Genomic DNA, 25,484 nt, shown 5'->3' on the forward strand with positions numbered 1-25,484 from the left:
GCGCATCATACGTCGTACCGCATGGCCCCGAGATCGGCGATCAGCGTCGGGCCGGTCGGATGCCAGCCGAGCCGCGCCCGGGTCAGCGCGCTGGAGGCCGGCAGATCCATCGGGGCGAACATTGCCATCCAGCCGAAATGCTCCGCCGCCTGTTCCGGAGCGATCGAAACCACCGGTACGTTGAGGCCCCGCCCGATCACCTCGGCGATCGCGCGCACTTCGACGCCTTCCTCGCCGACCGCGTTATAGCGCGCGCCGGGCTGCCGCTTTTCCACCGCCAGCCGGTAGAGGCGCGCCGCGTCCAGGAGATGGCCCGCCGCATAGCGGTTGCGGCCCTCGCCGACATAGGCCGAAACGCCTTTCTGGCGCACGATTTCGATGAGCGGCGTGATGAGCCCTTGCCTGACCGGGTTGTGAACCTGCGGCAGCCGCACCACCGAGACGTTGACGCCGGCTTCCAGCAAGGCATTGCCGGCGAGCTCCGAGGCGATGCGCGGATTGGGATGGCTGGCGTTGAAGACGTCCTCGCTGGCAAGCTCGCCATGTCCGGGGCTGCCCACGCCGACGCCGGAAGTGATCACCAGCGGCCGGTCGGATCCGGCCAATGCCTGGCCGAGTGCCGCGATGACCCGGCTATCCTTCTCGCAATTCTCGGCAAACCGCGAAAAATCATGGTCGAACGCCGTGTGGATCACCGCTTCCGCCTTTGCCGCGCCGTCGCGCAGGCCCTCGGGATCCTCGAGCGTTCCCCGATGCACTTCGGCGCCCGCCGCCGTCAGCGCTTGGGCCCCCGCTTCGGAGCGGGTGACGCCGACCACCTGATGGCCCGCCTTGATGAGCTCAGCCACGAGCGCCGAGCCGATGAAACCGGTCGCGCCGGTCAAAAAGATACGCATGCGATTCTCCTGCACGATTGCCTGCGCAGTATCGCCGGTCTATTATTCCATTAAAGTAGTGATCTTATCGTGGTATAATGGCTAACAGGATGCCCACCAATTCCGCCGGTTCGCTCGCGGCGTTTCTGAGAGACCGGCGCACCCGGCTCGATCCGGCCTCGTTCGGATTTTCAGGGCGCCGGCGCACGCCGGGGCTGCGCCGGGAGGAGGTGGCCCAGCGCGCCAACATCAGCCCGACCTGGTACACATGGCTGGAGCAGGGTCGTGGCGGCGCGCCTTCGGCCGATGTGCTGAACCGCATCGCCAAGGGGCTGATGCTGACCGAGGCCGAGCGCGAGCACCTTTTCATGCTCGGGCTCGGACGCCCGCCCGAGGTCCGCTATATCGGCGCGGAAGGCATCAGCCCCCGGCTGCAGCGCCTCCTCGACACGCTTGAAGCGAGCCCCGCCTTGGTCAGGACCGCTACCTGGGATGTCGTTGCCTGGAACCGCGCCGCCCAGGTCGTGCTGACCGATTACAGCGCCCTGCCCGCAGACCAGCGCAACATTTTGCGCTTCATGTTCCGCAGCCCGGCCATCCGCGAAAAGCAGCACGACTGGGAAAACCTCGCCCGTTTCGTGGTGGGCGCCTTCCGCGCCGACGCGGCGCGTGCCGGCGCGGTGTCCGAGGTACGCGAACTCGTCGACGAACTGTGCAGCGCCAGCCCCGAATTCGCCGCCCTGTGGCGCGAGAACGACGTGCTCAGCCATGGCGACGGAACCAAGCGACTGAAGCACCCGGTGCTCGGCGACATCGAGCTGGAATATTCGGGATTCGCGGTCGACGGCCGCCCGGATCTGAGCCTGACCGTCTACAATCCGGTCGACAGCGCGGTCGCGGAGCGGATTCGCGAGCTGGCGAAGCGCGCCAAGGTGTCATTGGACCCGCCGCGATGATCCCTGCTCGTTCCTGGAACATTCCAGAAATGCGCAGCGGGTTGCGTCCTGCCATGCGTCCCATGAAACCGTCATCGGGGCGCCTTACCACCGCATCCCGCCGACAAAGTCGATGAATGCCCGCAGCGGCGCCGGGATGAGCCGGCGGCCCGGGTAATAGAGGAACGGGCCGGAAAACTCCTGCCACCAGGGCTCCAGTACCGGTTCGAGCCGGCCATCGTCGAAATAGGGGCGCAGCCAGTCCTCGAACAGCGAGACGATGCCGCCGCCGGCGACCGCCACATCGAGCGCAAGCGCCATAGCGGTGCCGGTGCTGACCAGCAGCGGCCCGGTCGGCTCGACGCTCACTATCTCGCCGTCGCGCTCGAACTCCCAGGGCGGCGTCAGGCCGCTGGCGAAGCGGCCGCGCAGGCATGCGTGATCGAGGAGGTCGCGCGGATGGTCGGGCCGGCCACGCCGGTCGAGATAGACCGTTGCGGCAGCGGTGGCGAAGCGCTGCCGGCGCGGGCCGATCGGTACGGCGATCATGTCCTGCTCCAGCCGCTCGTCATAGCGGATGCCGGCATCGCAGCCGCTCGCCAGTATGTCGACGAAACTGTCCTCGGCGGTCACCTCCAGCCTTATGTCGGGATAGGCGGCAAGGAAGGGCGGCAGAAGGCGCGGCAGCACCAGTTTCGCCGCCACGACAGGCACGTTGAGCCGCAGCGTGCCGGCCGGGCGGCCGCGAAAGCCGTTGACGACATCGAGTGCTGCCTCGACCTCGCCGAGCGCGGGGCCCAGCCGCTCCAGCAGGCGTGCGCCGGCCTCGGTCGGTGCGACGCTGCGCGTGGTGCGGTTGAGGAGCCGCACGCCGAGCCCCGCCTCCAGCCGCCGCACCGTTTCGCTGAGGCTGGAGGCGCTGACGCCGCTGACCCTGGCCGCCTCGCGAAAGCCGCCGGCGCGCGCCACCGCCATGAATGCCTGGAGGTCGCCCAGATCCGCCATTGTTCGCCTTTTCGCACAGCCTGTGCCGATTGCGCCATATTATCGCGCAAGCGTGCATTGTCTATATCTGGCCGATCCACAGGAGATTGAGACCATGACTGACATCAGCAAGGCCGGAACATTCAAGCTTGGCGACCGCATCGTGAAGCGCATGGGCTACGGCGCCATGCAATTGGCCGGACCCGGCGTGTTCGGCCCGCCGAAAGACCATGACGGTGCACTCGCCGTGCTGCGCGAGGCGGTGGCGAGCGGTATCGACCATATCGACACCAGCGATTTCTACGGTCCGCACGTCACCAACCTGATCATCCGCGAGGCGCTGCACCCCTACCCCGCCAACCTCACCATCGTCACCAAGGTCAGTGCCCGGCGCGGCGCCGATGCATCGTGGATCCCCGCAATGTCGCCGCAGGAACTGACGCAGGCCGTGCACGACAATCTCCGCAATCTGGGACTCGACACGATGGAGGTCGTCAACCTGCGCTCCATGCACGGCATACACGGCCCGGCCGAAGGCTCGCTCGAACCCCAACTGAATACGCTCGCCGAACTGCAGCGTCAGGGTCTGGTGCGCCATATCGGCTTGAGCAACGTCACATCAACCCAGATCGCACAGGGGCGCGGCATCGTCGACATTGTTTGCGTGCAGAACCAGTACAACATCGCGCATCGCGAGGATGACGCACTGATCGACGAGCTTGCCGCGGCCGGCATCGCCTATGTGCCGTTCTTCCCGCTCGGCGGCTTCACGCCGCTGCAATCCAGCACGCTGGCCGATGTCGCGCAAAGACTCGGCGCCACGCCCATGCAGGTGGCGCTCGCCTGGCTCCTGCGTCGCGCGCCCAACATCCTGCTCATCCCCGGCACCTCGTCCATTGCGCATCTCAGGCAAAACATCGCGGCGGCGGAGCTGGAGCTGCCAGCCGACGCGCTTTCCGTGCTGAACGGGATCGCGGACGAGACCGAGCAAGCAGCCTAAGCCGGCGCGACTAGCGCTTGCCGGGCGGCACCGCTGTCCGGCAAGATCCCGACCTCGGCGGCGGCTTGCGCAGCCGTCGCCGGCCATGGCATCTGGTCCGGTACAACGGATCGATCCGAAGCAGCATGGCTCCACGACCACCACGACCCGGCGTCAGCCTCAACCGCGCGCTGTCGAAGCTCGGCCTGTGCTCGCGCACGCAGGCCGAGCGGCTGATCGCCGAGGGCCGCGTGCGCGTCGGTGGCAAGGTCGCGCGCGATGCTTCCCTGCGCGTCGATATGAATCGCGACCGCATCGCCGTCGACGGCGAAAAAATCGTTGCCGAGCGCAAGGTCTATCTCATGCTCAACAAGCCGCGCGGGCTGGTCACGACCCGCGACGACCCGCTCGAGCGCGACACCGTCTATGCCTGTCTTGAAGGGCTTGACCTGCCTTTCGTCTCGCCGGTCGGCCGGCTGGACAAGGCGAGCGAAGGCCTGCTGCTGATGACCAACGACACGCGCTTCGCCAACCGGCTGATGGACCCGGCCTCGCACCTGCCCAAGACCTATCATGTTCAGATCGCCACGGTGCCCGACGCGGCGGTGCTGGAAGCGCTGCGCGCCGGCGCGCGTATCGACGGCGAGACCTTGAGCGCCAACTCGATCGAGCTGCTGCGCAGCGGCGGCCGCACCGCCTGGCTGGAGATCGTGCTCGACGAGGGCCGCAATCGCCACATCCGGCGCCTGCTCGCCGCCCACGGCATCGAGGTCAAGCGCCTGATCCGCGTGGCCATTGGCCGCTTGCCGCTCGGCGATCTCGCCAAGGGTACGGCAAGGCATTTGACGCCCGATGAATTGGCGCTGCTGGCGGGGTGAATAGGCGCAGGGTTGGCACTGTCGTTCGGCATATCTGAAAATCGCGCCGGCACTTCCGTCTCCTGACGGAAAGCTGTCAGGAGCCCCGGCCTATAGAAGGCCGGGAGCCCAGCCGCGGCTTCGACGATCAAGGAGCCAATGCGATGAATTTCGTCTCTGTCCGCATCATCACGTCCGATGTCCAGCGCCTCGTGCGCTTCTATGGCGAGATCACCGGCATGCCGGTGACGATGTACACGGAGGACTTCGCCGAACTGGCGACGCCGGCCTGCACGTTGGGGATCGGCAGCACGCGCACCCTGATGCTGTTCGGCAGCGACATCGCCCGCCCAGCCGACAACCGCACGGCCATAATCGAATTCCGAGTCGGCGACGTCGATGCAGAATTTGCCAGGCTGGCGGAAACCATCAAGGGCGCAATTGTCCAGGAGCCTGCCACCATGCCTTGGGGCAACCGCTCGCTGCTGTTCCGCGACCCGGACTGCAATCTGGTGAATTTCTTCACGCCTGTAACCGCCGAGGCGATCCGGAAGTTCGACAGCTAGGCCGTCCTACTTCCCGTTCCATTTGCGCACCACCGGCTCGCCGAGGTCATGCTCGTAGCCGAGCACGCTGATGCTGGCCGTATCAAGCACGAACAGCGCGCCGTCCTGCGGCGGCAAGCCGAGCCAGCGGGCGGTGAGCACGCGCAGGAAGTGCGCGCTGGAAAAGATCAGCATGTCGGCATTTGCCTCGCGCAGGCGATCGATGATCCTGTCGGCGCGGGCGCCCACATCGGCCGCCGTTTCGCCTTGCGGGCAGCCGTCGCGAAAGACGTTCCAGCCCGGTCGTTCGGCCAGGATCTCCCTGGTGGTTCTCCCTTCATAGGCGCCGTAGTCCCATTCCTGCAGGTCGTCCATCTTGATGCTTTGCGCCCCGAATCCGGCAAGCACGCTGGTGTTGTAGGCGCGCTGCGAAGGGCTCGACCACACGGCCGAAAACGGCAGGCCTTTCAGCCGATCCGCCACACCCCGCGCGGCGGCCTCGCCGGCCGCCGTCAGCGGCATGTCGGTGCGGCCGGTGTGCTGGCCCGAAAGGCTCCACGCCGTCTCGCCATGCCGGACCAGATGGATTTGAGGAAACGCGCTGCTCATGATGGGCCTTTCGAAGTTGCCGCACCTTAGAGGACGATGCGGCGAAGGGGAATCCGGCTGGCGCGAAAGTCCGGGGGTGGAACGCTCGTTTGGGTGCGGTCCACGCGATGCCCACCACATTCCCTGGCCCTGATCCCCGCCGCATTGGCACAATGACTGGGCGCCGGGCATAACTATGTGTGGTCCATAGTTCACCAAGCACGATAGGTCACGATCATCATGTACAAACATCTGCTCATCGCCACCGACGGGTCGGAACTGGCCGACAAGGGCGTTGCCCACGGCCTCGGGCTGGCAAAGGGCCTCGGCGCCGCCGTGACCTTCGTCACCGTCTCGGAACAATTCCCGATCTTCGCCTGGGGCGGCGCCATGGCCGGCTACGCCGCGGGCGATGGGCTGGCCGCCTATCAGGAAGAAGCCCGCAAATACGGCAAGGAAGTGCTCGACAAATGCAAGGCTTCCGCCGAGGGGCTGGGCGTGTCGGCCAAGGTCGTGCACATCGAGGACAGAAGGCCCGCCGAGGCGATCCTGGAACTGTCGCAGACCGAACGCTGCGACCTGATCGTCATGGCCTCGCACGGCCGCCGCGGATTGGGCAGGCTGCTTCTGGGAAGCCAAACAGCGGAAGTCGTGTCCTACAGCGAAATCCCGGTCCTGGTGGTGCGGTAGGCCGGGTCCGGCCAGTCGGCGCTCTGCAAGCGGCACTCAGAATGCCGCCTCGGCCACCAGATAAAATCCCAGCGCCAAGAGCCCGGCGAAGAACACTTTGCGAAAAGTCTCGACGCTCATGCGCCGGCGCAGCGCCTGGCCGACAGCCATGCCGGCGAGCGCAGGCGCCAGCGCCGCGATCGAACCCGCCAGCCCGGTGGTCGGCGAGGCCAGGGCGCCGGCCCTGAACAGCCCGATGGCCAGCGCCGCCGTCGACACGGTGAAGGACAGGCCGAGCGCCTGGATCAGCTCTTCCCTGCCCAGCCGCAGCGATTGCAGGTAGGGCACCGCCGGAATGACGAAGACGCCGGTGGCGCCGGTGACCAGGCCGGTCGCCACCCCGACCAGCGGCGATAGCAAGGCCTCGTGGCGTGGCGGCGTTGAGAAGCCGGCCTTGGCGAGGCCGAGAACGGCATAGAGCATCAGTGCCACGCCGAGCGCGCCGGACGCGGCCGCCGTATGCGCGCCGGTGAGCAGGCCGGCGCCGGCAACGGTGCCGATCACCACGCCGGCCATCATCGTCCATAGCCGCCTGACGAGCCCGCCGAACGAAGGACCGGTGGACAATTGCCACAGGTTGGTAACCAGCGACGGGATCAGCAGAAGCGTGGCCGCTTCGGCCGGCGCCATGGTCACCGCCAGCAGGCCCATTGCCACTGTCGGCAGGCCCATCCCGACCACGCCCTTGACGAAGCCGGCGGCAAGGAAGACGGCGCAGACCCAGGCGACGGCGGCGGCGCTCAGCGGCTCAATCATGGAGCAGCATGTCGGCGGCGTCGATCCCCGCTGCCGGCCCCGCCGGTCCGGCGGCACTGCTGACAGGGGCGGATGTCATGGCGCATCCTGGCATGCCGGAATCCGAGCGCGCCACGGCCAGAAGGGCGACGGCAACCGCCAGCAGCATCGCCGCGCTTTCAGCGATGCCGAGCCCTTGCCGGTTCGATGCTGGTTTTCTCATCCTGGACCTCCACCGAAACTGTTTGACGAAATTCGCCGTCACCCACAATGTGGAAATCGCGGTACCAGCCTTCGGCTGAGGCGAAGGCTGGTACCGCAAGCCGGTCGGCCCGCTGCGCCATCGATCGCGTGATAGCGGCCATCGCCCGGGCCGTCTTGCGGGAGGAAAAAGATGCGCTTCGACCTCGTCGATCTCCGGCTGTTCCTGCTGGTCGCCGAGCGCGGCAGCATCACCCATGGCGCCGAGCTCGCGGGCCTCGCGCTGGCCTCGGCCAGCGCCCGCATCAAGGGCATGGAGGACAGGCTCGGCGCGCCGCTTCTGGAGCGCCGCCGGCGCGGCGTGGTGCCGACCGCCGCCGGCCAGGCGCTGCTGCATCACGCGCGCGCGGTGCAGAACCAGATCGAGGCGATGGCCGGCGAGCTCGGCGCCTATGCCACGGGCCTGCGCGCGCGGGTCCGCCTGCTCGCCAACACGGCCGCCACCAGCGAGCTTCTGCGCGACAGGCTGCCGGCCTTTCTGGTCGCGCATCCCGGCGTCGACATAGACCTCGATGAGCGCCCCAGCCACGAGATCGCCGAGGCGGTGGCGAGCGGCGCCGCCGATCTTGGCATTGCCGCGACCTGGGCCGGCCTTTCCCATCTCGAACAGAAACCGTTCTTCGTTGACCGGCTGGTGGTGATCGCCGCGCGCAACCGCCCCGGCCTCGAAGGCCGCGCGACCGGCCTCGCCGACATTCTCGGTGAAACCTTTGTCGGCCTGAGCGCCGGCCATCCCTTGCAGGAGCACATCTCCCGCCAAGCCGCGCGCCTGGGCGGTCATCTGCATTTTCGCATCCGCGTGCCCGGCCTCGACAATGTCTGCAGGCTGGTGGCGCAGGGCGCGGGCGTCGCCATCGTGCCGGAAAGCATCGTGCGCCGCTCGGCGCCCAGCCTGCGCAGCCTGCGGCTGACGGACGACTGGGGAACCCGCCAGCTCAATCTCTGCGCCCGCCGCTTCGACACGTTGACGCCGCAGGCCAAGCTGCTGGTGGCCGCACTGGTGTGAAGCCGCCGCCCACATGCTGAATTCGCGTGGAATCATGCCTTGCCTTTAAGGAGTCCATGAAATAGCTTGTTTGCACATAGGCAAAAAAATCGCCTAGCTTTTTTCGTTTTATGAAAGACGGGGGACTTGCGGGAACATCTCGATCTGACCGATCGACGGCTGGTCAAACAGCTGTCGCAGGACGCGCAGCCGGGCATCAACCGCCTCGCCGAGATTCTGGCGATCTCGGTGCCGACGGTGCGCACGCGGCTGCGCAACCTGCTCGACCGCAACCTGCTCAAGATCGTCGGGCTCCTGAACCTGACGGAGCGGCCCGAACTGATCTCGGCCATCGTCGGCATCAACGCGCAAGGACGCGGCCGCGCCCGCGAGCTGGCGCAGCGCATTTCCGAACTGCCCTTCGTCAACTCGGCCTCGGTCGTCACCGGGCGCTTCGACATCATCGTCGACGTGACGGTGGCCGGCGACGTCGCCGATCTCTACCGCGTCACCAGCGAGTTGATCCCGGGCGCCGGCGAGCCGGGCGAGGTCGTGCGCAGCGAGACCTTCGTCGTCATGGCGTCCTGCAACAAATGGGTCAGCCTGCCGGAAGGCTGCTGGTCGGACGACAGCATTCGCAAGGAGCCGGCATGAGGATAGCGGTTCTCGGGGGCCTCGGCCTGCTCAACCCGCTGCTGCATGTGCCGGACGCGCCTTTCTTCGACGCGTTGGCCAGCCGCGGCATCGCGGTCGCCGAAACGGCGGCCCGGCACTAAGGAGACGGATTTTCGAACGGTGGCCGCCGCCGGCAACGGCGCCGCCGCTCAAAAAGCACCCTGTAGGGTGGACAACAAGACGACAAAAGGAGGAATGCCCAATGAAACCAATGAACATTGCCAAGCTTTTCATCGCCGGCCTCGCACTGGCCGGCCTCACCGCCGCCGCCAGCGCCGGATCGCTCGACGACATCACCAAGCGCGGCGAACTGCGTGTCGCCGTGCAGACACAGGGACCGCCCTTCTCGCTGGTCGGCGCCAATGGCGAACGCACCGGCAGCTCGGTGGAACTGGCCGAACTGATGGCCAAGGAAATGGGCGTCAAGATCACCTTCCTCGACTTCGACTGGGACGGCCTGATCCCGGCGCTGCTTTCGGGCAAGGCCGACCTTCTGGTCGCCGACATGACGCCGACGCTGGCACGCGGCATGAAGGTCGCCTTCACTACGCCTTACATGTATACGGGCAGCACCGTCTTCACCAAGGCCGACGGCAAGTTCAAGACCGCCGACGACTGCAAGGCCAAGGGCACCAAGATCGCCGTGCTGCTCGGCGCCACCGGCGAGAAGGAAGCCAAGGCAGCCTTCCCCGATGCCGACATCAAGAGCTACAAGGGCGGCGGTCCGCTGCTGCTCGACGCCGTCAACAACGGCCAGGCCGATTGCGGCGTCAACGACGTCTCGGCGGTCAAGGGCCAGTCGACGGCTTATCCGGCCGGGACCTTCACAATCATGCCGGACCTCCTCTCGAAGGAGCCGCTTGCCTTCGCCACCCGCTATGACGAGCCGGATCTCCTGATCTGGATGAACCTGTTCCTCAACCAGGTCACCATCGACGGCCGCCTGCAGAAGAACCTCGACTACTGGGTCAATTCGGAAGACTGGAAGAAAGATCACTGATTAGGGATTAGGGATTAGGGATTAGTGAGTAGCGAATTAGTGAGTAGTGGATAGGGAATTCCGGATCCGCCTGCCTACTCACTACTCACTACTCACTATTCCCTACCCACCATTCACGCCCATGCTCGAGAATTTCAGCTTCCGCACCATCGTCGAATACCTGCCCCTGTTCGGGCAGGGCCTGGTCACGACCGTGTGGCTGTCGGCGCTGTCCTTTTTCGGCGCGCTCGCGGTCGGCATCCTGCTGTGCGCGATGAACCTGCAGCGCGGCTGGCTGTTTCGGGTGCCGGCCAAGGCCTATATCGACGCCGTACGCGCCACGCCCTTGCTGGCGCAGCTCTATTTTCTCTATTTCGGCCTGCCGCGCCTCGGTTTCGTGCTGCCCGAACTCGTCGTCGGCATCCTCGCGTTGTCACTGAACAGCGGCGCCTATGTCGCTGAAATCATTCGCGCCGGCATCCTGTCGATCCCGCGCGGCCAGGTTGAGGCCAGTGTTGCTTCGGGCATGACCTATGTCCAGCGCATGCGCCTGGTGGTCTTGCCGCAGGCGTTCAAGGTGACGATCCCGCCGCTGCTGGGACAAGCGATCGTGCTGGTCAAGGATTCGGCGCTCCTGTCGCTGATCTCGGTTGCCGAGCTGACGCGCGCCGGCCAGTTGCTCGCCTCCGACCGTTTCATGCCGGCGGAAGGATTTCTCACCATCGCCGCCTTCTACCTCATGCTCTATTACGGCCTCAAGGGGCTGGCGGTTCTCTCCGGCCGCTGGCTCGGCTCGGCGGGAGCGCGCATATGATCTGGCAGCAGTTGCAAAGCCTTGCGGGCAGCTATCCGCTGGCGCTGCGCGGCCTCGGCATGACCGTGGTGCTGTCGCTGATCAGCCTGGTGCTGGGCACCCTGCTCGGCTTCGGCCTCGGCATCTTGCGGACTGGCGGCAACCGGTTGATCGCCGGCGTGATCGGTGCCTGGGTAGACCTCATCCGGGGCACCCCGTTCCTGGTGCAGATATTCCTGATCTTCTTCATCTTGCCGGAGCTGGGCATCGAGCTCGACGCCTTCACCGCCGGCATCATCGCGCTGACCAACCTCGCCGCCTGCTTCATCTGCGAGATCGTCGCCGCCGGCATCCGTTCGGTTCCGACGGGCCAGGTCGAGGCGGCACTGGCGTCCGGCCTGTCGCGCTGGCAGCGCATGCGCCAGGTGGTGCTACCGCAGGCGATGCGCATCGTGCTGCCGCCGCTGGTCGGGCAATATGTGCTGCTGATCAAAGATTCTTCGGTCGTGTCGGCGATCGGCCTGACCGACCTCACCCGCGTCGGCTGGCTGGTGGTGCAGCGCGTGCCGAACGGCCTGCTGGTGTTCTTCCTCGTCGGCGTCGGCTATTTCATCGTCTGCTATCCGCTGATCATGCTCGCCCGCCGGCTCGAACGGCGCATGGGTGCCGCCCATGGCGAGGTGCAGATATGACATCGAACCCAAAGGTTCTGACCACATGACCAAAACGGGCATGATCGATTTTCGCGGCGTCAACAAATGGTTCGGCCCGCTCAACGTGCTGAGGGACATCACGCTCAGCGTCGAGCCGCGCGAAGTGGTCGTCGTCTGCGGCCCGAGCGGGTCGGGCAAGAGCACGCTTATCCGCTGCATCAACGGGCTGGAGACGATCAAGGACGGCGACCTTGTCGTCGACGGCCAGCGGCTCGGCGACCCCGCCACCAACATGACGAAGCTGCGCACCGAGATCGGCTTCGTCTTCCAGTCCTTCAACCTCTACCCGCACAAGACCGCGCTCGAAAACGTCACGCTGGCGCCGATCCATGTCCGCAAGATCCCGCGCGCCGAGGCCGAGCAGGCCGGCCGCGAACTGCTGGCCAAGGTTGGGCTTGCCGACAAGGTCAACGCCTATCCTGCGCAGCTTTCAGGCGGACAGCAGCAGCGCGTGGCGATCGCCCGCTGTCTCGGCATGCGCCCCAAGATCATGCTGTTCGACGAGCCGACATCCGCGCTCGACCCCGAGATGATTTCGGAAGTGCTCGACGTCATGGTCGCGGTTGCCGAGGAAGGCATGACCATGATGGTGGTGACGCATGAGATGGGCTTTGCCCGCAAGGTCGCCCAGCGCGTGGTGTTCATGGATGCCGGCGCCATCGTCGAAAGCGGCACGCCCGACGAGTTCTTCTCGCACCCCAGGACCGATCGCAGCCGCGCATTCCTGAGCAAGATCCTGCGGCACTGACCGGCGCCGCCGCCTTCAAGTGACCGCCAGCACCTTGCCTGTATCGTGCTGGCGCACGAAATCCACGCGGCGGCCGTCCCAGTGGTAGCTGTAGTGCCTCCCCTGGACGGGAACGGTGATTGCATCCGGCCAGAAGATGCCGATGCACTGCCCGCTTGGCATGCGCACGCTGTTCCACACCAGCCCGTCGCTGCCGGCCGCACGCAAGGCGCGGCCTTCGGCCTGCGAGGCGGTGTAGTCGTCCGGGTCGAGCGCGCCGGGCACCGCGTTGACGTCATCGAGGTCGCGATCGACGCTGCCGATCAGCACGCGGAAATCCGCGGTCCAGCCCGGCTCCTCCTTGGTGGCGCGCATAAAATTCTGGTGGTGGTGGATGGTTTCGGCCAGCGCCACCTCCTCGCTGTCGCCGGCATAGTAGATGCCGTAGCTGCCATCGGAAAACCGCCCGGGCCGCAAGGTCGAGCAATGCACGAAGGGCGCCATCACGAAACTTGCGCCGGGTCCGGACACCCGCCTTTCGGCAGGAACCTTGCCGAGGTCGCCGAGTTCCAGCCGGATGCGCGGATTGGTCTTCTCCTCGACGGCGGCCAGCGCTTCCCAATCGCGTGGGTCGGCAATGTCCTCGAAGAGGTCGATCGGCGGATGGATGGAGCGGATGATGCGGAAGGTCTGGGGCCAGTGGACGCGGCGCCGGACCGCGAGCCCACTCACCATGCACCACGCTCCGCGTCGAGCCATTCGCGCATCGCGGCAAGGTCGGAGATTTCGCCGCGCAGCATCAGGTCGAGCGCCGACTGGCCGCCGAACGTGGCGTTGGGTTTTCGGATCCAGGCATAGCCGCGCGCCGGCTCGGTGAAGAGATAGCGCAAGCCCTTATGGATGCCCATCAGATGCGCCATGCGGGTGCGCAGATCGCGGTCGATCCGACCGATGCCGCCTTCCTTCCAGCGCGCCCAGGTCCGCGCCGACATGCCGCCGAGCAGGATGCAGGCCTCGAGGTCGGTGAGGCCCCACGCCTTGAACAGGTTGACCGTGGTGCGCGCCAGGGCGCCCGCCTCTTCATCCGAGATGGCGCTGCCGACCGCGGCCGGCGTGGTGACGATGGACTGAAGCTGCATTTTCTGCTCCCGCTATTGGCAGACATATAGCATGTATTTGCCAATTGGCAAGGAAACAGGACCAGAGCGGCCACCTAAAAAGGTGGCGCGGCATAACAGACCAGGGTTCCTCGCCCCCACAAAGGTGGGGGAGAGGTGGCTCGGCGAAGCCGAGACGGAGCGGGGGAATGGCGCGGCGTGGATATGCCGTGAAAACCTTCCAGCGCCGCAGCCCCCTCTCCGACCGCTTCGCCGCCACCTCTCCCCCGCTTTGCGGGGCCGAGGAACCCACGTTCTGTGAGGGCGGCTCTTGTCCGCCTACTCCGCCGCCTCATACCCCGCGATACCCTTGATCTCCAGAAAATCCTCCAGCCCGTATTCGGCGTATTCGCGGCCGTTGCCGGATTGCTTGTAGCCGCCGAAGGGCAGGCCGGCGTCCCATTGGGGATAGTTGATGTAGACGTTGCCGGAGCGCATGCGCGCCGCGACGTCGCGCGCCTTCTGGATATCCTTGGCCTGGATATAGGAGGCAAGGCCGTAGACGGTGTCGTTGGCCTGCTCGACCGCCTGCTCGACCGTGTCGTAGGGCATGATGGCCAGCACCGGCCCGAAAATCTCCTCGCGCGCGATGCGCATGTCGTGGGTGACATCGGCGAACACGGTCGGCCTGACATAGTAGCCACGGTTGAGTTCGGCCGGACGGCCGGGGCCGCCCGCGACCAGCGTGGCGCCCTCGTCTATGCCGCTCTGGATCATGTCCTGGATCTTGTCGAACTGGGCCTGGCTGACGACAGGGCCGAGCTTGGTGCCGGGAGCGTCGGCCGGACCGACCACGAACTTTTCCGCCGCCGCCTTGGCGTAGGAAGCCGCCTCGTCATGACGGTCGCGTGGCACGAACATACGGGTTGGCGCGTTGCAGGACTGGCCGCTGTTGCTGAAGCAGCCGGCGACGCCCTTGGTCACGGCGGTGGCGAGGTCGACATCCGGGAACAGGATGTTGGCCGACTTGCCGCCAAGTTCCTGGTGCACGCGCTTGACGGTGTCGGCGGCGGCCTTGGCCACCAATATGCCGGCCCGGGTGGAGCCGGTGAACGACATCATGTCGATATCGGGATGGCTGGACAGCGCCTGGCCGACGCCGGGGCCGTCGCCATTGACGAGGTTGAACACGCCCTTCGGCACGCCGGCCTCGTCGAAGATCTCGGCGAAGATGATGGCGTCGAGCGGCGCGATCTCGGATGGCTTCAGCACCATGGTGCAACCGGCGGCAAGCGCCGGACCCACCTTGCAGGTGATCTGGTTCAGCGGCCAGTTCCATGGCGTGATCAGGCCGACGACGCCGATCGGCTCCTTGACGATCAGCGAGGAGCCCTTGACCTGCCGGAACTGGAAGCTCTTCAGCACTTCCGCCATCTTGGCCAGATGCGCGAGCCCGATGCCGACCTGGCTGTCGAGCGCCATCCGGCGCGGCGCGCCCATCTCGCGTGACACGGCGAGCGCAAGGTCCTGGCTGCGCTTCTTGTAGACCTCGATGACGCGGTTGAGGATGTCGAGCCGTTCCTCGACCGAGGTGAAGCCGAATGTGCCGAAGGCCCGCTTCGCGGCGACCACCGCCTTGTCGACGTCGGCCTTGGAACCAAGCGAAATCTGCGCGAAGCTATCTTCGTTCGACGGATCGATGACATCGATCGTGTTGGGCACGACAGGATCGACCCACGCGCCATCGATGTAGAACTGCAGATTGTGTGACATGATTTCTCCTGAGGGGCGCCGCACAGCCGTCCGGCGTGATATCTGGTTAGAAATAACGATGCGCGAATGGCGGTGTCAAACGCAACCCCGAACTGGTGAGCGAGCCGCGAGCGGTTGAACCAGCCGGGCGGGCGATAGCTGGAATAGAACGAGTTAAAGCAGAGTATGCCCGGCTTCGCCCAGAAGCCGTGTCGCCGCGACCCGATCGGCGGCTTTCACCAGCAGGTGATCGCCGTCGAAAGTCGACACCACGAAAATGCCCAGCTCGTTTTCCGACAGTGGCCTGATGATCGACAACACGATGCCGGTTTCATCGAAAGCGAAAGGTCCTTGGAGCTTGAAGGCGACCCACTCGTCATCCCGCTTGACGCCATCTGGAACGCGATCCTGCAGACAGACGATCGAAAGTTCATCCTCGGTTCTGGTGATGCTGACGAAGCCTGGCCCGTCCGCCCAACCGGGAACGCTCGCTCCAGGCTCGAGCCGCGAAATCGCGTACAGCCCGGGCAGTTGCTTCAGCCTGATTTTGGCAGCCATTGTCGAACTCCGATTGCGGTCTATCCAGCGAGCCTCTTGCTCATATAGACAGTCGTACCGTTCATGAACGGCTCCTCCCGGTCGATCCTATAGCCGTGCCTCTTGTAAAGCGACACATTGGCCGCGAAGGCGCCATTGGTCAGCAGGCGAAGTTCGTTGCGGCCCGCTTCGGCCGCCTTGCGTTCAGCCCGCTCCAGCAACAGCCGGCCGATCCCCCTTCCCTGCGCATGCGGTGCCACGCAGACATTCTCGATCCAGACATGATCGTCGGCTGGCATGGTTTCGATCGCGCCGACGATTTCGCCCTGGTCGGTCGCAAGGTCGAACTCATGCTCTGCAACCGCTATGTCGTAGTCGGCGCGCATGGGCAGCGGTTCGCGGCCGATCAGCGGCACCCATTTGGCATAGGCCAAGCGCACGATGTCCCGGATGGCTGCGGCGTCCGCCGGCCCGGCCTGCCGGAACTGGATGGAAGGATTGATGCTCATCGAGGGCTCCAGACATGAACAGCCCGCCGACGGTTGCGCGGGCGGGGCTGGGAAGAACGAACCGGAATTAACGGGCCACTCCTCGTCGTCGCGCAATCATGCCGCCTCGCAGTGTACAGGTTCGGCGTCGCATGACATTGGCGCGGGGAAGAACGAACATGGCGCCAAGCTGGCGCAGCATGAGTGGCCCGTCAAGCCGACGCCAAGCCACCTTCTGGCGGTGCCCCAGCCTCTTTACCGCGCTGCCTCACCAACCCTGATTAGAGGCATGCCGTATCGGCCCTTGGCCGACGACCGCATTTTGGTCACGTAAGCCGGAAAACCGTCCTGGAAAATCGATCATTCTAACGAAAATAATTCATTGGAAAGATTAGTCGGGGAATGGCATTCCCCGGGCGAAGTCGCCTGGAGCATGACGTTGTCTTCCTTATCCCACATTGCGAACGATATTCCAAAAAGCCTGATTTCCGCCGAACCCGCGCAGCGCCGCAAGGCGCTCGACTCGACCAAGGCCGGACCCGTGCCCGGTATGATATTGGTCGCGATGATCACTGCGGTGGCCTTCTCGGCCCGCAACGTCTCCGGCTTTGCCCTGTTCAGCCCGATGATAATAGCCGTCGTCGCCGGCATGATCTACTCCAACGTGCTCGGCACGCCGGGGCACGCCAAGGCCGGCATCGCGTTTTCGCAGCGCCGGCTGCTGCGCTTCGCCATAGTGCTGCTCGGTTTCCAGCTGACGCTCGGCCAGGTGGTGTCGATCGGCGCCGGCGGTGTCGGCATCGTGGCAGCCACCCTTGGCGCCACCTTCGTCTTCACCATCACGCTCGGCCGGCTGATCGGCGTCGACGCGAAACTGGCGCAGCTGATCGCCGCCGGCACCTCGATCTGCGGTGCCTCGGCAATCGTGGCCACCAACATCGTCACCGACGCGCGCGACGAGGACGTCACCTACGCCGTCGCCTCGATCACCTTGTTCGGCACCGTCGCCATGCTCGGCTTCCCGCTGCTGGCGCCGCTGCTCGGCCTCGACCAGCATGCTTTCGGCCTGTGGGCGGGCGCCTCGATCCATGAGGTGGCGCAGGTCATCGGCGCCGGCTTCCAGAACGGCACCCAGTCGGGCGAGATCGCCACCGTCGCCAAGCTCACCCGCGTCGCCATGCTGGCGCCGATGGTCATCGCGCTGGGCCTGATGGCGCGCCGCAAGAGCAGCAGCGACCAGCAGGCGGCGCGCCCGCCCATGCCATGGTTCGTCGCCGCCTTCGTCGCCGTCGTGGCTCTGAACAGCCTTGTCGCGATACCCGCCGACGTGAAATCGGCGATGGCGCTCGCCACCACCATCATGCTGACCATGGGGCTGGCCGCCATGGGCCTGCAGGCCGATATCTCGCAGCTGCGCTCGCGCGGCCTGCGCCCGCTGGCGCTCGCCTTCTCGGCCTTCCTGTTCATCGGCGGCTTCAGCCTGATGCTGGTGAAGTTGGCCTAGGCCCCAAAGGTAGCGCTCTACGGCGCCCCCTTCTGTCCGGCAGGAAAGCGCCTAATCCTCGAACGAACTGGCCGCGACATAGATCGCGGCCAGCGTTTCGATGCCGGCCTGGTCCGCCTTGTCGAAGCGGCCGGGCAGCGGGCTGTCGAGATCGAGCACGCCGAAGACGCCTTCATCGTCTTCGAGAAGCACGACCAGTTCCGAACGCGAATCGGCGTCGCAGGCGATGTGGCCGGGGAAATCGTGCACGTCCTTGATAAGCATCGAGGTGCCGAGTTCGACCGCCGTGCCGCATACGCCCTTGCCTACGGCAATGCGCACGCAGGCCGGCTTGCCCTGGAACGGACCCAGCACCAATTCCTCGTCCGAGGCCAGGAAATAGAAGCCCGCCCAGTTGAGATCGGGCACCATCTGGAAGATCAGCGCCGCGGTGTTGGCGGCATTGGCAATCGAGTCGCCCTCGCCCTCGAGCAGCGCCTTCAGTTGCGCGGCAAGATCGCGGTAGAACGCGGCCTTGTCCGAAGTGTCGATGGCCTTGGCTGCGAACATGGCTTGTCTCCGAACTGAGAATCGCGGTTCCGTTTTCCGCAGGCTCTGCACCAAACGACCACCGGAACAGTCTACCGTGAATCCTACCCGCCACGAAAGCCGCAAGATCAGGGTCGCCGCCGGCTTCATCGCGGATGCGTCGGGCCGGCTGCTTCTGGTGCGCAAGCGCGGCACCAGCGCCTTCATGCAGCCCGGCGGCAAGATCGAGCCGCGCGAGTCCCCGCTCGATGCTCTGGTGCGTGAATTGCGCGAGGAACTCGGATTGGCGGTCGACCTCGCCACCACCTCCCGGCTCGGCCTGTTCTCGGCCAACGAGCCGGACAGCACGGTCGAGGCGGAATTGTTCGGGCTCTCCATCGACAGCCAGCCGATAGCCGCCCCCGAGATCGAGGAGATCATCTGGCTGGAGCCCGGCTCGACCAGTTCCGTCGAACTTGCGCCGCTGACGCGCGATGTGGTGCTGAGGTTGAGCGGAATGTAGCGGCGGCGGCGCCGCTATTACATCGGACGCTTGGGTTCGCCCTTTTGTGGCATTGCCGGATCGGGCTCGGATTTCTTGTGCTTGTCGGCGGCAATCCTGCGGATGCGGTCGAAGCGGCTTTCCTCTGTCGTTTCGGTCGTGACGACCGTCTGTGGCTTCTGCACGAACACGATCATGGATCGATCTCCTGGGCCAGAGGCCTGCGCGCCGGGGGAGAATCCCCCGGCGATAGTCGTCTCGCCTGCGGCAAAGGCCGGTTCGGCGAGATACGGATCAGGTCTGAAAGACGGCTTTTATGAAACCACCTTCGCGAGCCGGCCGAATCCTAGTAGCCGCCCATGCCGCCACCGCCGCCCGCAGGCGCGGCATCCTTGGCCGGAATGTCCGAGATCATCGCTTCGGCGGTGATCAAAAGCGCGGCGATCGAGCCGGCATCCTGCAACGCGGTGCGCACCACTTTCGCCGGATCGACGATGCCCGCCTTGATCATGTCGACATACGCCTCGTTCTGGGCATCGAAACCCTGGTTGTGATCCTTGCTGTCGGAGAGCTTGCCGACGACAACGGAGCCTTCAACGCCCGAATTCTCGGCGATCTGGCGGAGCGGCGCTTCGAGTGCCCTGAGCACGATCGAGATGCCGGCGGTGACATCGGCATTGGCGCCGTTCAGGCCGGCAAGCGCCGTCCTGGCACGCAGCAGGGCCACGCCGCCGCCCGGCACGATGCCTTCCTCGACCGCCGCGCGCGTGGCGTTCAGCGCGTCGTCGATGCGGTCCTTCTTTTCCTTGACTTCCGACTCGGTGGCGCCGCCGACGCGGATGACGGCAACGCCGCCGGAGAGCTTGGCCAGCCGCTCCTGCAGCTTCTCCTTGTCATAGTCGGAAGTGGTTTCCTCGATCTGGCCCTTGATCTGGGCGACACGCGCCTGAATGGTCGCCTTGGTGCCGGCGCCGTCGATGATCGTGGTGGTGTCCTTTTCGATCAGCACGCGCTTGGCGCGGCCGAGCATCTCGATGGTGACGTTCTCCAGCTTGATACCGAGATCCTCGGAGATCATCTGGCCGGATGTGAGCACCGCGATGTCTTCCAGCATCGCCTTGCGGCGGTCGCCGAAGCCCGGCGCCTTGACGGCCGCGACCTTGAGGCCGCCGCGCAGCTTGTTGACGACCAGCGTCGCCAGAGCCTCGCCTTCGACGTCCTCGGAGATGATCAGCAGCGGCCTGCCGCTCTGCACCACCGCTTCGAGGATCGGCAGCATTGCCTGCAGATTGCCGAGCTTCTTCTCGTGGATGAGAATATAGGGCTCTTCCAGCTCCGCGCGCATCTTGTCGGCATTGGTGACGAAATAGGGCGAGAGATAGCCGCGGTCGAACTGCATGCCTTCGACGACGTCGAGTTCGGTGTTCGCGGTCTTGGCTTCCTCGACGGTGATGACGCCGTCATTTCCGACCTTGTCCATCGCCTTGGCGATCATCTCGCCGACGCTGGCATCGCCATTGGCGGCGATTGTGCCGACCTGCGCGATCTCGGCCGACGACTTGACCTTCTTGGCCTTCGCCTTGATTTCCACGACGACGGCCGCGACGGCCTGGTCGATGCCGCGCTTGAGGTCCATCGGGTTCATGCCGGCGGTAACCAGCTTGGCGCCTTCGCGCAGGATCGAGGCGGCCAGCACCGTGGCAGTGGTGGTGCCGTCGCCGGCGAGGTCGTTGGTCTTCGAGGCCACTTCGCGCACCATCTGCGCGCCCATGTTCTCGAACTTGTCGGCAAGCTCGATTTCCTTGGCGACGGTGACGCCGTCCTTGGTGATGCGCGGCGCCCCATAGGCCTTGTCGATGATGACGTTGCGGCCCTTGGGGCCGAGCGTGACCTTGACCGCATTGGTGAGGATCTCGACGCCGCGCAGCATACGGTCGCGCGCATCGGTGGAGAATTTGATTTCCTTGGCAGACATGATTTTATCCAGTTCGCATTTGGAGTGGAGCCGTCACCGCGCAGAGGCGCGGCGCTTCAGTCAGGCGGCCTTCTTGGCTTCGACGCTCTTTTCGATAACGCCCATGATGTCGGCTTCCTTCATGATCAGAAGATCCTCGCCGTCGATCTTGACCTCCGTGCCCGACCATTTGCCGAACAGGATCAAGTCGCCGGCCTTGACGTCGAGCGGAACAAGTGCGCCGTTTTCGTCGCGGGCGCCGGGACCAACCGCGATCACTTCGCCTTCCTGCGGCTTTTCCTTGGCATTGTCGGGAATGATGATGCCGCCCTTGGATTTGATATCGCCTTCGGCGCGCCGGATGACGACGCGGTCGTGGAGTGGCCGAAATTTCATGAGAACTTCTTTCTGGGGCCGGCATAGGCGGCCGCCCCCTTCTATAGGCTCTTTGGCACTCGATAGATAGGAGTGCCAAAATTTATTCCGAGCGGATATTGAATAATCATAGTATTATTTCGGCGCCCGGTTTCATCGGGTCGGAAAACGACCAAATATTTCAAAAATTTGAATTTTCCCGGCAGAGTGCCTATTTATCGGACAAGTTCATTTTCACGATTTCAGACGCAAGGGAGATTTCCTCGATGGCCGACGGCAACCAGACGATCATGGAAAAAGCTGAAGCGCGCTTTGTCGACAAGCAGAAGAAGACGGCGGAGCGCAACAAGGCAACCGCCGAATATATGTCCGAAGCGAGGGCCAGGGAGATCAAGACGGCAAGGCTGAGGCAATTGCGGCTGGCCAAGGAAGAAGCCGACCGCGTGGCCGAGGCCCTGAACCCGACGCCGAAGAAGAAACGCGCGGTGAAGAAAACGACGGAGGCAAAATCATGAGCCTGACCTTCCCCAACCGCAGCCGCAGCTACGACGAGGCCGGCAAGCGCATCCGGTTCGTCGGCTATGACGGCATGTTCCAGATTTCCTTCTCGGTCGCCGCCGATGCCATGACGAGGATGCAGCCGGCGACGGCAGCCAATGAAGCCGGCTATCTCGCCACCTTCGACACCGAGAGCAGTGTCATCCGCGACGTAGCGTCAAAGGCCTATGACCGCACGCGCAAGAGCATGTATGTGCTGACGGCCGACGACTTCCGCTGAGACGACAGGCGGACGGCGCTGGATCAGGATTTACGCTCCGCCTTCTCCCGGCGCTTGACGTCCCGGACATTCATCTGATCGACCATGGCGTTGGCGTCGCGCGGGCTCATGCCGACCATCGCCCTTTGCCTGACGACGACGGGCTGGCCGGTGAAGACGTCGATGATGGCCCAGCTTTGGGGCAAGTCCATGCGCAGTGCGTAGCGGTTGGCCATTTGCCTCAGCCCTGCAACATGAAGAAGACCATGCCCAGGACCGATATCGTCCAGGCGACGACCGACAGCTTCAACACCATGCCGCCATGGGCGGCCAGCGCCTCCCGCAGCCGCGGGGCGATACCTGCCGACGGGACCGGTTCCACCGTAACGGCACGGGGTCCCTTGGCGCCAAGTTTTCCAAAGACGGGCAACAGCGACGGTTCACGCACGAAAATGGCCTCGAATGTCGGGGAAAGTCGGAGCGGGCAAGCTCTTGCCCTTCCATAGCACTCTTTTGGCGAGTGCCCTGCATGCCAAATGCAAATAGGCTGCTTTAACGCCGGCCGCATGCCACGTGACCCCGATCGTCAGATGCTGAAAGCGCGCAAGGCGGCTGGGTAGCAGTCTTCTTGCCGGCGCGTCAGTGTCACGACGAAGACGAGGACCTGTCCGGCCCAGGCCGCAAAATGCAAGCTGGCAAGACCCATCGCCCTTGATGGTCCGACGCAGGCTCTACGTCATATGATTTTTGGAGGCCTCGCCTCGGGATCGAACCGAGGCTTCAGAGATTTGCCGTCTCCAGCGTAGCCGCTCCGCCACGAGGCCATGACTAGCGAACTAACCGATAATATTTGCGCAAGCGTTAAGACCGAAGAGTCGTTTGTAGACATGTCGCCGATTGCCGCTTTGGTTGGCTCGCGCCATGGCAGCACTGACGACTGCCGATTAGGCGCCTGATATGAACTCGCCGAGCCCGTGAGCCCGCCCTCCGGCGGCCGCTTCGCACCACCGGAGGACCAGCCACTTTTCCTCTTGAACAGCCTCTGGATCTGGCCTAGCTTGGGTTGAGAAAAGGTTTTTCCAAACATTTCCGAGCGGGCTCGGCCATTGGCCGGGTCATTCCGGCCTGTAAGAGAAAACCTTTTCCCAATCGGGATTTTCGCCGCAATGGCATTGGACGATCAGCCAGCCTTTCCCAAGCCCGTCACCTTGCGTGACGTGGCGGCCGAGGCTGGCGTCAGCGTCGCCACCGCCTCGAAGGCGCTCAACGACCAGGGCCGCATGACCGCCGAGACCCGCGAGCGCATTCGCGAGACCGCGCAGCGCCTCGGCTTTCGGCCAAACAGCCTGGCGCAGAGTCTGCTGCGGCGACGCTCCTTCACCGTCGGCCTGCTCACCAACGATACCTATGGCCGCTTCTCGCTGCCGCTGATGTCGGGCATTTCCGACGCGCTGGTCGACGCCGGCGTCTCGGTGTTCCTGTGCAATGTCGAGGAGGATCCGCGTCTCGGCCAGCTCCATGTCGAGGCCATGCTCGACAAGCGCGTTGACGGCATCATCGCCACCGGCAAGCGCATCGACCGTCATCTGCCGGTCGACCTGTCTAATCTGCGCATTCCGGTGATCTATGCCTTCACCCAGCCCGATCCCGACGCCGTCGCCTTCGTCTCCGACGACGCTGGCGGCGCGCGGCTGGCGGTGGAGCATTTCTGTCGGCTCGGCCGCAGGCGCATCGCCCATGTCTCGGGACCGGCGAGCTTTGCCGTGGTGCACGCCAGGGCGCAGGCCTATCGCGATGTTCTGACCGAGAACGGCCTGTCGGTCACCGAGCCGCTGCTCGGCTCGTGGTCGGAGGCCTGGGGACACGAAGCCGTGGCGAGGCTGTTCGACGGCGCGGCCGACGACGCAAGCGAAAGACCGGACGCCGTCTTCTGCGGCAACGACCAGATCGCGCGCGGCGTCATCGATGCCTTGCGCGAACGCGGTCTCGACGTGCCCGGCGATGTAGGCGTCATCGGTTTCGACAATTGGGAGATCGTGGCCGAAGCGACGCGCCCGCCGCTGACCTCGGTCGACATGAACCTGGCTGCGCTCGGCCGCGAAGCGGGGCTGACCTTGCTTTCCCTGGTCGGCGGCAAGCCCGCCGCGCCAGGCATCCGGAAACTGCCGTGCCGGCTGGTGGTGCGTCAGTCCTGCGGCCGCCTGCCGGACGGCTGAAGAACCAAACGCCGCAATCGGCGGCAAGCCGCGCGTCGCGGCCAAAACGTGGAGGAGGAGAATATGAGGACTTTGATTGCCAGGCTGGCCTTGACGGCCGCCGTATTCGGCTGCGGGCTGCAATTTGCCGCCGCCGAGACCGCCAACATCTGGGTGCGCGCCGACGGCTCGAACTTCATGCCGCGCATCGTCGATGCCTACAACAAGGGCCACACCAACCAGATCAAGCTCGACATCATCCCCAACGCCGAGATCATTCCGAAATACGGTGCTGCCGCCGCCGGCGGCACGGCGCCCGACGCGCTGTCGCTCGACCTGATCTACACGCCCTCCTTTGCTGCCGCCGGCCAGTTGGAGGACATCACCGACTGGGCCAAGTCGCTCCCCTATTTCGCCAGCCTGTCGCCGGCTCATGTGAAGACCGGCACGTACAAGGACCGCATTTACGGCCTGCCCTTCTCCGCCGACGCCTCGGTGCTGATCTGGAACAAGAAGCTGTTCAAGCAGGCCGGCCTCGACCCCGAAAAGGGCCCGGCCAATTGGGCCGAGATCGAAGCCGACGCCGAAAAAGTCAACGCGCTCGGCGGCAACATCAAGGGCTTCTACTTCTCCGGCAATTGCGGCGGCTGCAACATCTTCACCTTCACGCCGCTGGTCTGGGCCTCGGGCGGCGACATCCTCTCGCAGGACGGCTCCAAGGCGACGCTGGACAGCCCGCAGCTGCGCGGCGCCATCGATCTCTATCGTTCGATGGTCAAGAAGGGCCTGGTGCCGGAAGGCGCCCAGACCGACACCGGCGCCAATTTCTTCGCCGCCTTCGCCGGCGGCAACATCGGCATCTCGCCGTCGGGTGCCTTCGCTATCGGCGCGCTCAACACCCAGTATCCCGATATCGACTACGGCATCACCTTCCTGCCGGGCAAGGATGGCGGCTGGTCGTCCTTTGCCGGCGGCGATAATTTCGTCGTCACCAAGGGCACCAAGAAGATCGATGTGGTGAAGGAGTTCCTCGACTTCGCCTATTCGCTGGAAGGCCAGACGATCCTGGCCAAATATGGCAGCCTGCCGGTGCGCGGCGACATCGCCAAGGACGCGCTGAAGGACCTCGACCCGCGCTACCAGGTCGCAGCCGAGGCCATGGCCAAGGGCAAGACGCCCTATTCGGTGGTGTTCAACGACCTGATCAACTCCGCCAACGGCCCGTGGACGCAGATGGTCAACGAGGTGTTCTTCGGCGACGACGTCGACGGCGCCATCGCCAATGCGCAGGAGACCATGCAGTCGATCATAGACCAGGCGCCGCAGAAATAGGCGCCTGCCGGCCGCCCGCCTGTCTCCCTGAGCGGGTGGCCGGATACTGTTTGGTTCAGATACAGGGCTATCGCGTTGAGAAGACTCACTAGCATCGACAGCTTGGGACCTAGCGCACTTCGCC

35 protein-coding genes are annotated in these 25,484 nt (G+C 65.0%); 19 read left to right on the forward strand and 16 right to left on the reverse strand.

The genetic code is table 11. From position 1 onward, the window contains the following. Positions 1 to 5: 5 nt before the first annotated feature. On the reverse strand, positions 6 to 896 hold the full coding sequence (locus FJ490_RS15265) for an SDR family oxidoreductase (protein ID WP_140728401.1): 891 nt from the start codon (positions 894 to 896) through the stop codon (positions 6 to 8). An 89-nt stretch (positions 897 to 985) separates the two neighbouring features. On the opposite strand from FJ490_RS15265, the gene FJ490_RS15270 reads away from it, so the two are divergent. Then, the gene (locus tag FJ490_RS15270) at positions 986 to 1,831 is read left to right on the forward strand and encodes a helix-turn-helix transcriptional regulator (protein ID WP_181165261.1); all 846 of its coding nucleotides are present in this window, start codon (positions 986 to 988) and stop codon (positions 1,829 to 1,831) included. An 84-nt stretch (positions 1,832 to 1,915) separates the two neighbouring features. On the opposite strand, the gene FJ490_RS15275 is transcribed toward FJ490_RS15270, so the two are convergent. Beyond that, the gene (locus tag FJ490_RS15275; protein ID WP_140516211.1) at positions 1,916 to 2,815 is read right to left on the reverse strand and encodes a LysR family transcriptional regulator; all 900 of its coding nucleotides are present in this window, start codon (positions 2,813 to 2,815) and stop codon (positions 1,916 to 1,918) included. A gap of 94 nt (positions 2,816 to 2,909) precedes the next feature. Here FJ490_RS15275 and FJ490_RS15280 point away from each other — a divergent pair, with 94 nt between their 5' ends. The 3 genes from FJ490_RS15280 to FJ490_RS15290 all read left to right on the forward strand — a co-directional run bounded on the left by FJ490_RS15280 (position 2,910) and on the right by FJ490_RS15290 (position 5,196). Continuing rightward, on the forward strand, positions 2,910 to 3,794 hold the full coding sequence (locus FJ490_RS15280) for an aldo/keto reductase family oxidoreductase (RefSeq protein ID WP_140728400.1): 885 nt from the start codon (positions 2,910 to 2,912) through the stop codon (positions 3,792 to 3,794). A 125-nt stretch (positions 3,795 to 3,919) separates the two neighbouring features. Next, complete coding sequence (locus tag FJ490_RS15285; protein ID WP_140516215.1) at positions 3,920 to 4,651, forward strand: pseudouridine synthase; 732 nt, start codon at positions 3,920 to 3,922, stop codon at positions 4,649 to 4,651. Between the two features lie 143 nt (positions 4,652 to 4,794). After that, the gene (locus tag FJ490_RS15290) at positions 4,795 to 5,196 is read left to right on the forward strand and encodes a VOC family protein (RefSeq protein WP_140674365.1); all 402 of its coding nucleotides are present in this window, start codon (positions 4,795 to 4,797) and stop codon (positions 5,194 to 5,196) included. Between the two features lie 6 nt (positions 5,197 to 5,202). On the opposite strand, the gene FJ490_RS15295 is transcribed toward FJ490_RS15290, so the two are convergent. Beyond that, entirely contained in the window at positions 5,203 to 5,784 is a 582-nt protein-coding gene (locus FJ490_RS15295) for a histidine phosphatase family protein (protein WP_140674367.1), read from the reverse strand. Between the two features lie 219 nt (positions 5,785 to 6,003). Between FJ490_RS15295 and FJ490_RS15300 the strand changes: the two genes are divergently transcribed. After that, positions 6,004 to 6,453, forward strand: a complete 450-nt coding sequence (locus FJ490_RS15300) for a universal stress protein (RefSeq protein WP_140622858.1) — start codon at positions 6,004 to 6,006, stop codon at positions 6,451 to 6,453. Positions 6,454 to 6,489: 36 nt separating this feature from the next. Here the strand turns inward: FJ490_RS15300 and FJ490_RS15305 are convergent, their stop codons facing one another. After that, complete coding sequence (locus FJ490_RS15305) at positions 6,490 to 7,248, reverse strand: sulfite exporter TauE/SafE family protein (RefSeq protein WP_140728399.1); 759 nt, start codon at positions 7,246 to 7,248, stop codon at positions 6,490 to 6,492. Next, on the reverse strand, positions 7,241 to 7,450 hold the full coding sequence (locus FJ490_RS15310; RefSeq protein ID WP_140499156.1) for a hypothetical protein: 210 nt from the start codon (positions 7,448 to 7,450) through the stop codon (positions 7,241 to 7,243). Before FJ490_RS15310 ends, FJ490_RS15305 begins: the two co-directional genes overlap by 8 nt. Positions 7,451 to 7,621: 171 nt before the next feature. Between FJ490_RS15310 and FJ490_RS15315 the strand changes: the two genes are divergently transcribed. From FJ490_RS15315 to FJ490_RS15340, 7 genes are all read left to right on the forward strand, one after another. Further along, positions 7,622 to 8,494 carry a LysR substrate-binding domain-containing protein gene (locus FJ490_RS15315; protein ID WP_140728398.1) on the forward strand — a complete coding sequence of 291 codons (873 nt, stop codon included), beginning with the start codon at positions 7,622 to 7,624 and terminating at the stop codon, positions 8,492 to 8,494. Between the two features lie 126 nt (positions 8,495 to 8,620). After that, positions 8,621 to 9,127: an Lrp/AsnC family transcriptional regulator gene (locus tag FJ490_RS15320; RefSeq protein ID WP_140499160.1), complete on the forward strand. Its 507-nt coding sequence runs from the start codon at positions 8,621 to 8,623 to the stop codon at positions 9,125 to 9,127. Then, positions 9,124 to 9,249, forward strand: a complete 126-nt coding sequence (locus tag FJ490_RS33550) for a hypothetical protein (protein ID WP_263486469.1) — start codon at positions 9,124 to 9,126, stop codon at positions 9,247 to 9,249. The genes FJ490_RS15320 and FJ490_RS33550 overlap by 4 nt, the downstream gene beginning before the upstream one ends. Before the next feature lie 110 nt (positions 9,250 to 9,359). Next, positions 9,360 to 10,148: an ABC transporter substrate-binding protein gene (locus FJ490_RS15325; RefSeq protein ID WP_140516312.1), complete on the forward strand. Its 789-nt coding sequence runs from the start codon at positions 9,360 to 9,362 to the stop codon at positions 10,146 to 10,148. 121 nt (positions 10,149 to 10,269) lie between these two features. Beyond that, the gene (locus tag FJ490_RS15330) at positions 10,270 to 10,941 is read left to right on the forward strand and encodes an amino acid ABC transporter permease (RefSeq protein ID WP_140499162.1); all 672 of its coding nucleotides are present in this window, start codon (positions 10,270 to 10,272) and stop codon (positions 10,939 to 10,941) included. Further along, positions 10,938 to 11,612, forward strand: a complete 675-nt coding sequence (locus FJ490_RS15335) for an amino acid ABC transporter permease (protein WP_140499164.1) — start codon at positions 10,938 to 10,940, stop codon at positions 11,610 to 11,612. The genes FJ490_RS15330 and FJ490_RS15335 overlap by 4 nt, the downstream gene beginning before the upstream one ends. Positions 11,613 to 11,637: 25 nt before the next feature. Then, a complete protein-coding gene (locus FJ490_RS15340) occupies positions 11,638 to 12,381 on the forward strand; it encodes an amino acid ABC transporter ATP-binding protein (protein WP_140499166.1) in 744 nt (247 codons plus the stop codon). 15 nt (positions 12,382 to 12,396) lie between these two features. Here FJ490_RS15340 and FJ490_RS15345 read toward each other — a convergent pair whose 3' ends face one another. The 5 genes from FJ490_RS15345 to FJ490_RS15365 form a co-directional block, all read right to left on the reverse strand. Then, positions 12,397 to 13,095 carry an RES family NAD+ phosphorylase gene (locus tag FJ490_RS15345; RefSeq protein WP_140516231.1) on the reverse strand — a complete coding sequence of 233 codons (699 nt, stop codon included), beginning with the start codon at positions 13,093 to 13,095 and terminating at the stop codon, positions 12,397 to 12,399. Continuing rightward, positions 13,089 to 13,499, reverse strand: a complete 411-nt coding sequence (locus tag FJ490_RS15350) for an MbcA/ParS/Xre antitoxin family protein (protein WP_140499170.1) — start codon at positions 13,497 to 13,499, stop codon at positions 13,089 to 13,091. The genes FJ490_RS15345 and FJ490_RS15350 overlap by 7 nt, the downstream gene beginning before the upstream one ends. Before the next feature lie 297 nt (positions 13,500 to 13,796). Further along, the gene (locus FJ490_RS15355) at positions 13,797 to 15,230 is read right to left on the reverse strand and encodes an aldehyde dehydrogenase family protein (protein WP_140499172.1); all 1,434 of its coding nucleotides are present in this window, start codon (positions 15,228 to 15,230) and stop codon (positions 13,797 to 13,799) included. Positions 15,231 to 15,383: 153 nt separating this feature from the next. Next, positions 15,384 to 15,767, reverse strand: a complete 384-nt coding sequence (locus tag FJ490_RS15360; RefSeq protein WP_140499174.1) for an ACT domain-containing protein — start codon at positions 15,765 to 15,767, stop codon at positions 15,384 to 15,386. A gap of 20 nt (positions 15,768 to 15,787) precedes the next feature. Beyond that, positions 15,788 to 16,255 (reverse strand): GNAT family N-acetyltransferase, encoded by a 468-nt coding sequence (locus tag FJ490_RS15365; RefSeq protein WP_140499176.1) that lies wholly within the window; start codon positions 16,253 to 16,255, stop codon positions 15,788 to 15,790. Between FJ490_RS15365 and FJ490_RS15370 the strand changes: the two genes are divergently transcribed. Next, positions 16,248 to 16,568 carry a hypothetical protein gene (locus FJ490_RS15370; RefSeq protein WP_140565471.1) on the forward strand — a complete coding sequence of 107 codons (321 nt, stop codon included), beginning with the start codon at positions 16,248 to 16,250 and terminating at the stop codon, positions 16,566 to 16,568. The genes FJ490_RS15365 and FJ490_RS15370 overlap by 8 nt on opposite strands. Positions 16,569 to 16,673: 105 nt before the next feature. Further along, on the forward strand, positions 16,674 to 17,738 hold the full coding sequence (locus FJ490_RS15375; protein ID WP_140556332.1) for a YeiH family protein: 1,065 nt from the start codon (positions 16,674 to 16,676) through the stop codon (positions 17,736 to 17,738). A gap of 51 nt (positions 17,739 to 17,789) precedes the next feature. On the opposite strand, the gene FJ490_RS15380 is transcribed toward FJ490_RS15375, so the two are convergent. Next, positions 17,790 to 18,287, reverse strand: coding sequence for a GAF domain-containing protein (locus FJ490_RS15380; RefSeq protein WP_140499180.1), 498 nt, complete (start codon positions 18,285 to 18,287; stop codon positions 17,790 to 17,792). A 76-nt stretch (positions 18,288 to 18,363) separates the two neighbouring features. Between FJ490_RS15380 and FJ490_RS15385 the strand changes: the two genes are divergently transcribed. Beyond that, positions 18,364 to 18,768, forward strand: a complete 405-nt coding sequence (locus FJ490_RS15385; RefSeq protein WP_246671052.1) for an NUDIX domain-containing protein — start codon at positions 18,364 to 18,366, stop codon at positions 18,766 to 18,768. A gap of 17 nt (positions 18,769 to 18,785) precedes the next feature. Here the strand turns inward: FJ490_RS15385 and FJ490_RS32690 are convergent, their stop codons facing one another. The 3 genes from FJ490_RS32690 to FJ490_RS15395 form a co-directional block, all read right to left on the reverse strand. After that, positions 18,786 to 18,944 carry a hypothetical protein gene (locus tag FJ490_RS32690; RefSeq protein ID WP_181165260.1) on the reverse strand — a complete coding sequence of 53 codons (159 nt, stop codon included), beginning with the start codon at positions 18,942 to 18,944 and terminating at the stop codon, positions 18,786 to 18,788. Between the two features lie 149 nt (positions 18,945 to 19,093). Next, on the reverse strand, positions 19,094 to 20,722 hold the full coding sequence (groL, locus tag FJ490_RS15390) for a chaperonin GroEL (protein ID WP_140728397.1): 1,629 nt from the start codon (positions 20,720 to 20,722) through the stop codon (positions 19,094 to 19,096). Positions 20,723 to 20,782: 60 nt separating this feature from the next. After that, complete coding sequence (locus FJ490_RS15395; RefSeq protein ID WP_140516246.1) at positions 20,783 to 21,097, reverse strand: co-chaperone GroES; 315 nt, start codon at positions 21,095 to 21,097, stop codon at positions 20,783 to 20,785. Positions 21,098 to 21,342: 245 nt separating this feature from the next. On the opposite strand from FJ490_RS15395, the gene FJ490_RS15400 reads away from it, so the two are divergent. Beyond that, positions 21,343 to 21,591 carry a hypothetical protein gene (locus FJ490_RS15400; protein ID WP_140499188.1) on the forward strand — a complete coding sequence of 83 codons (249 nt, stop codon included), beginning with the start codon at positions 21,343 to 21,345 and terminating at the stop codon, positions 21,589 to 21,591. Then, positions 21,588 to 21,854 (forward strand): DUF1488 domain-containing protein, encoded by a 267-nt coding sequence (locus FJ490_RS15405; RefSeq protein ID WP_140499190.1) that lies wholly within the window; start codon positions 21,588 to 21,590, stop codon positions 21,852 to 21,854. Before FJ490_RS15400 ends, FJ490_RS15405 begins: the two co-directional genes overlap by 4 nt. A gap of 23 nt (positions 21,855 to 21,877) precedes the next feature. On the opposite strand, the gene FJ490_RS15410 is transcribed toward FJ490_RS15405, so the two are convergent. Together FJ490_RS15410 and FJ490_RS15415 are read right to left on the reverse strand one after the other, a co-directional pair. After that, positions 21,878 to 22,069, reverse strand: coding sequence for a hypothetical protein (locus FJ490_RS15410; RefSeq protein ID WP_140521391.1), 192 nt, complete (start codon positions 22,067 to 22,069; stop codon positions 21,878 to 21,880). Between the two features lie 5 nt (positions 22,070 to 22,074). After that, positions 22,075 to 22,281: a hypothetical protein gene (locus FJ490_RS15415; protein WP_140521390.1), complete on the reverse strand. Its 207-nt coding sequence runs from the start codon at positions 22,279 to 22,281 to the stop codon at positions 22,075 to 22,077. 718 nt (positions 22,282 to 22,999) lie between these two features. On the opposite strand from FJ490_RS15415, the gene FJ490_RS15420 reads away from it, so the two are divergent. Then, positions 23,000 to 24,049, forward strand: coding sequence for a LacI family DNA-binding transcriptional regulator (locus FJ490_RS15420; protein ID WP_140556327.1), 1,050 nt, complete (start codon positions 23,000 to 23,002; stop codon positions 24,047 to 24,049). 63 nt (positions 24,050 to 24,112) lie between these two features. Continuing rightward, positions 24,113 to 25,360, forward strand: a complete 1,248-nt coding sequence (locus FJ490_RS15425) for a sugar ABC transporter substrate-binding protein (RefSeq protein WP_140516254.1) — start codon at positions 24,113 to 24,115, stop codon at positions 25,358 to 25,360. Positions 25,361 to 25,484: the final 124 nt, after the last annotated feature.

This window comes from Mesorhizobium sp. B2-5-11 (assembly GCF_006440835.1).
Lineage (GTDB): Bacteria > Pseudomonadota > Alphaproteobacteria > Rhizobiales > Rhizobiaceae > Mesorhizobium.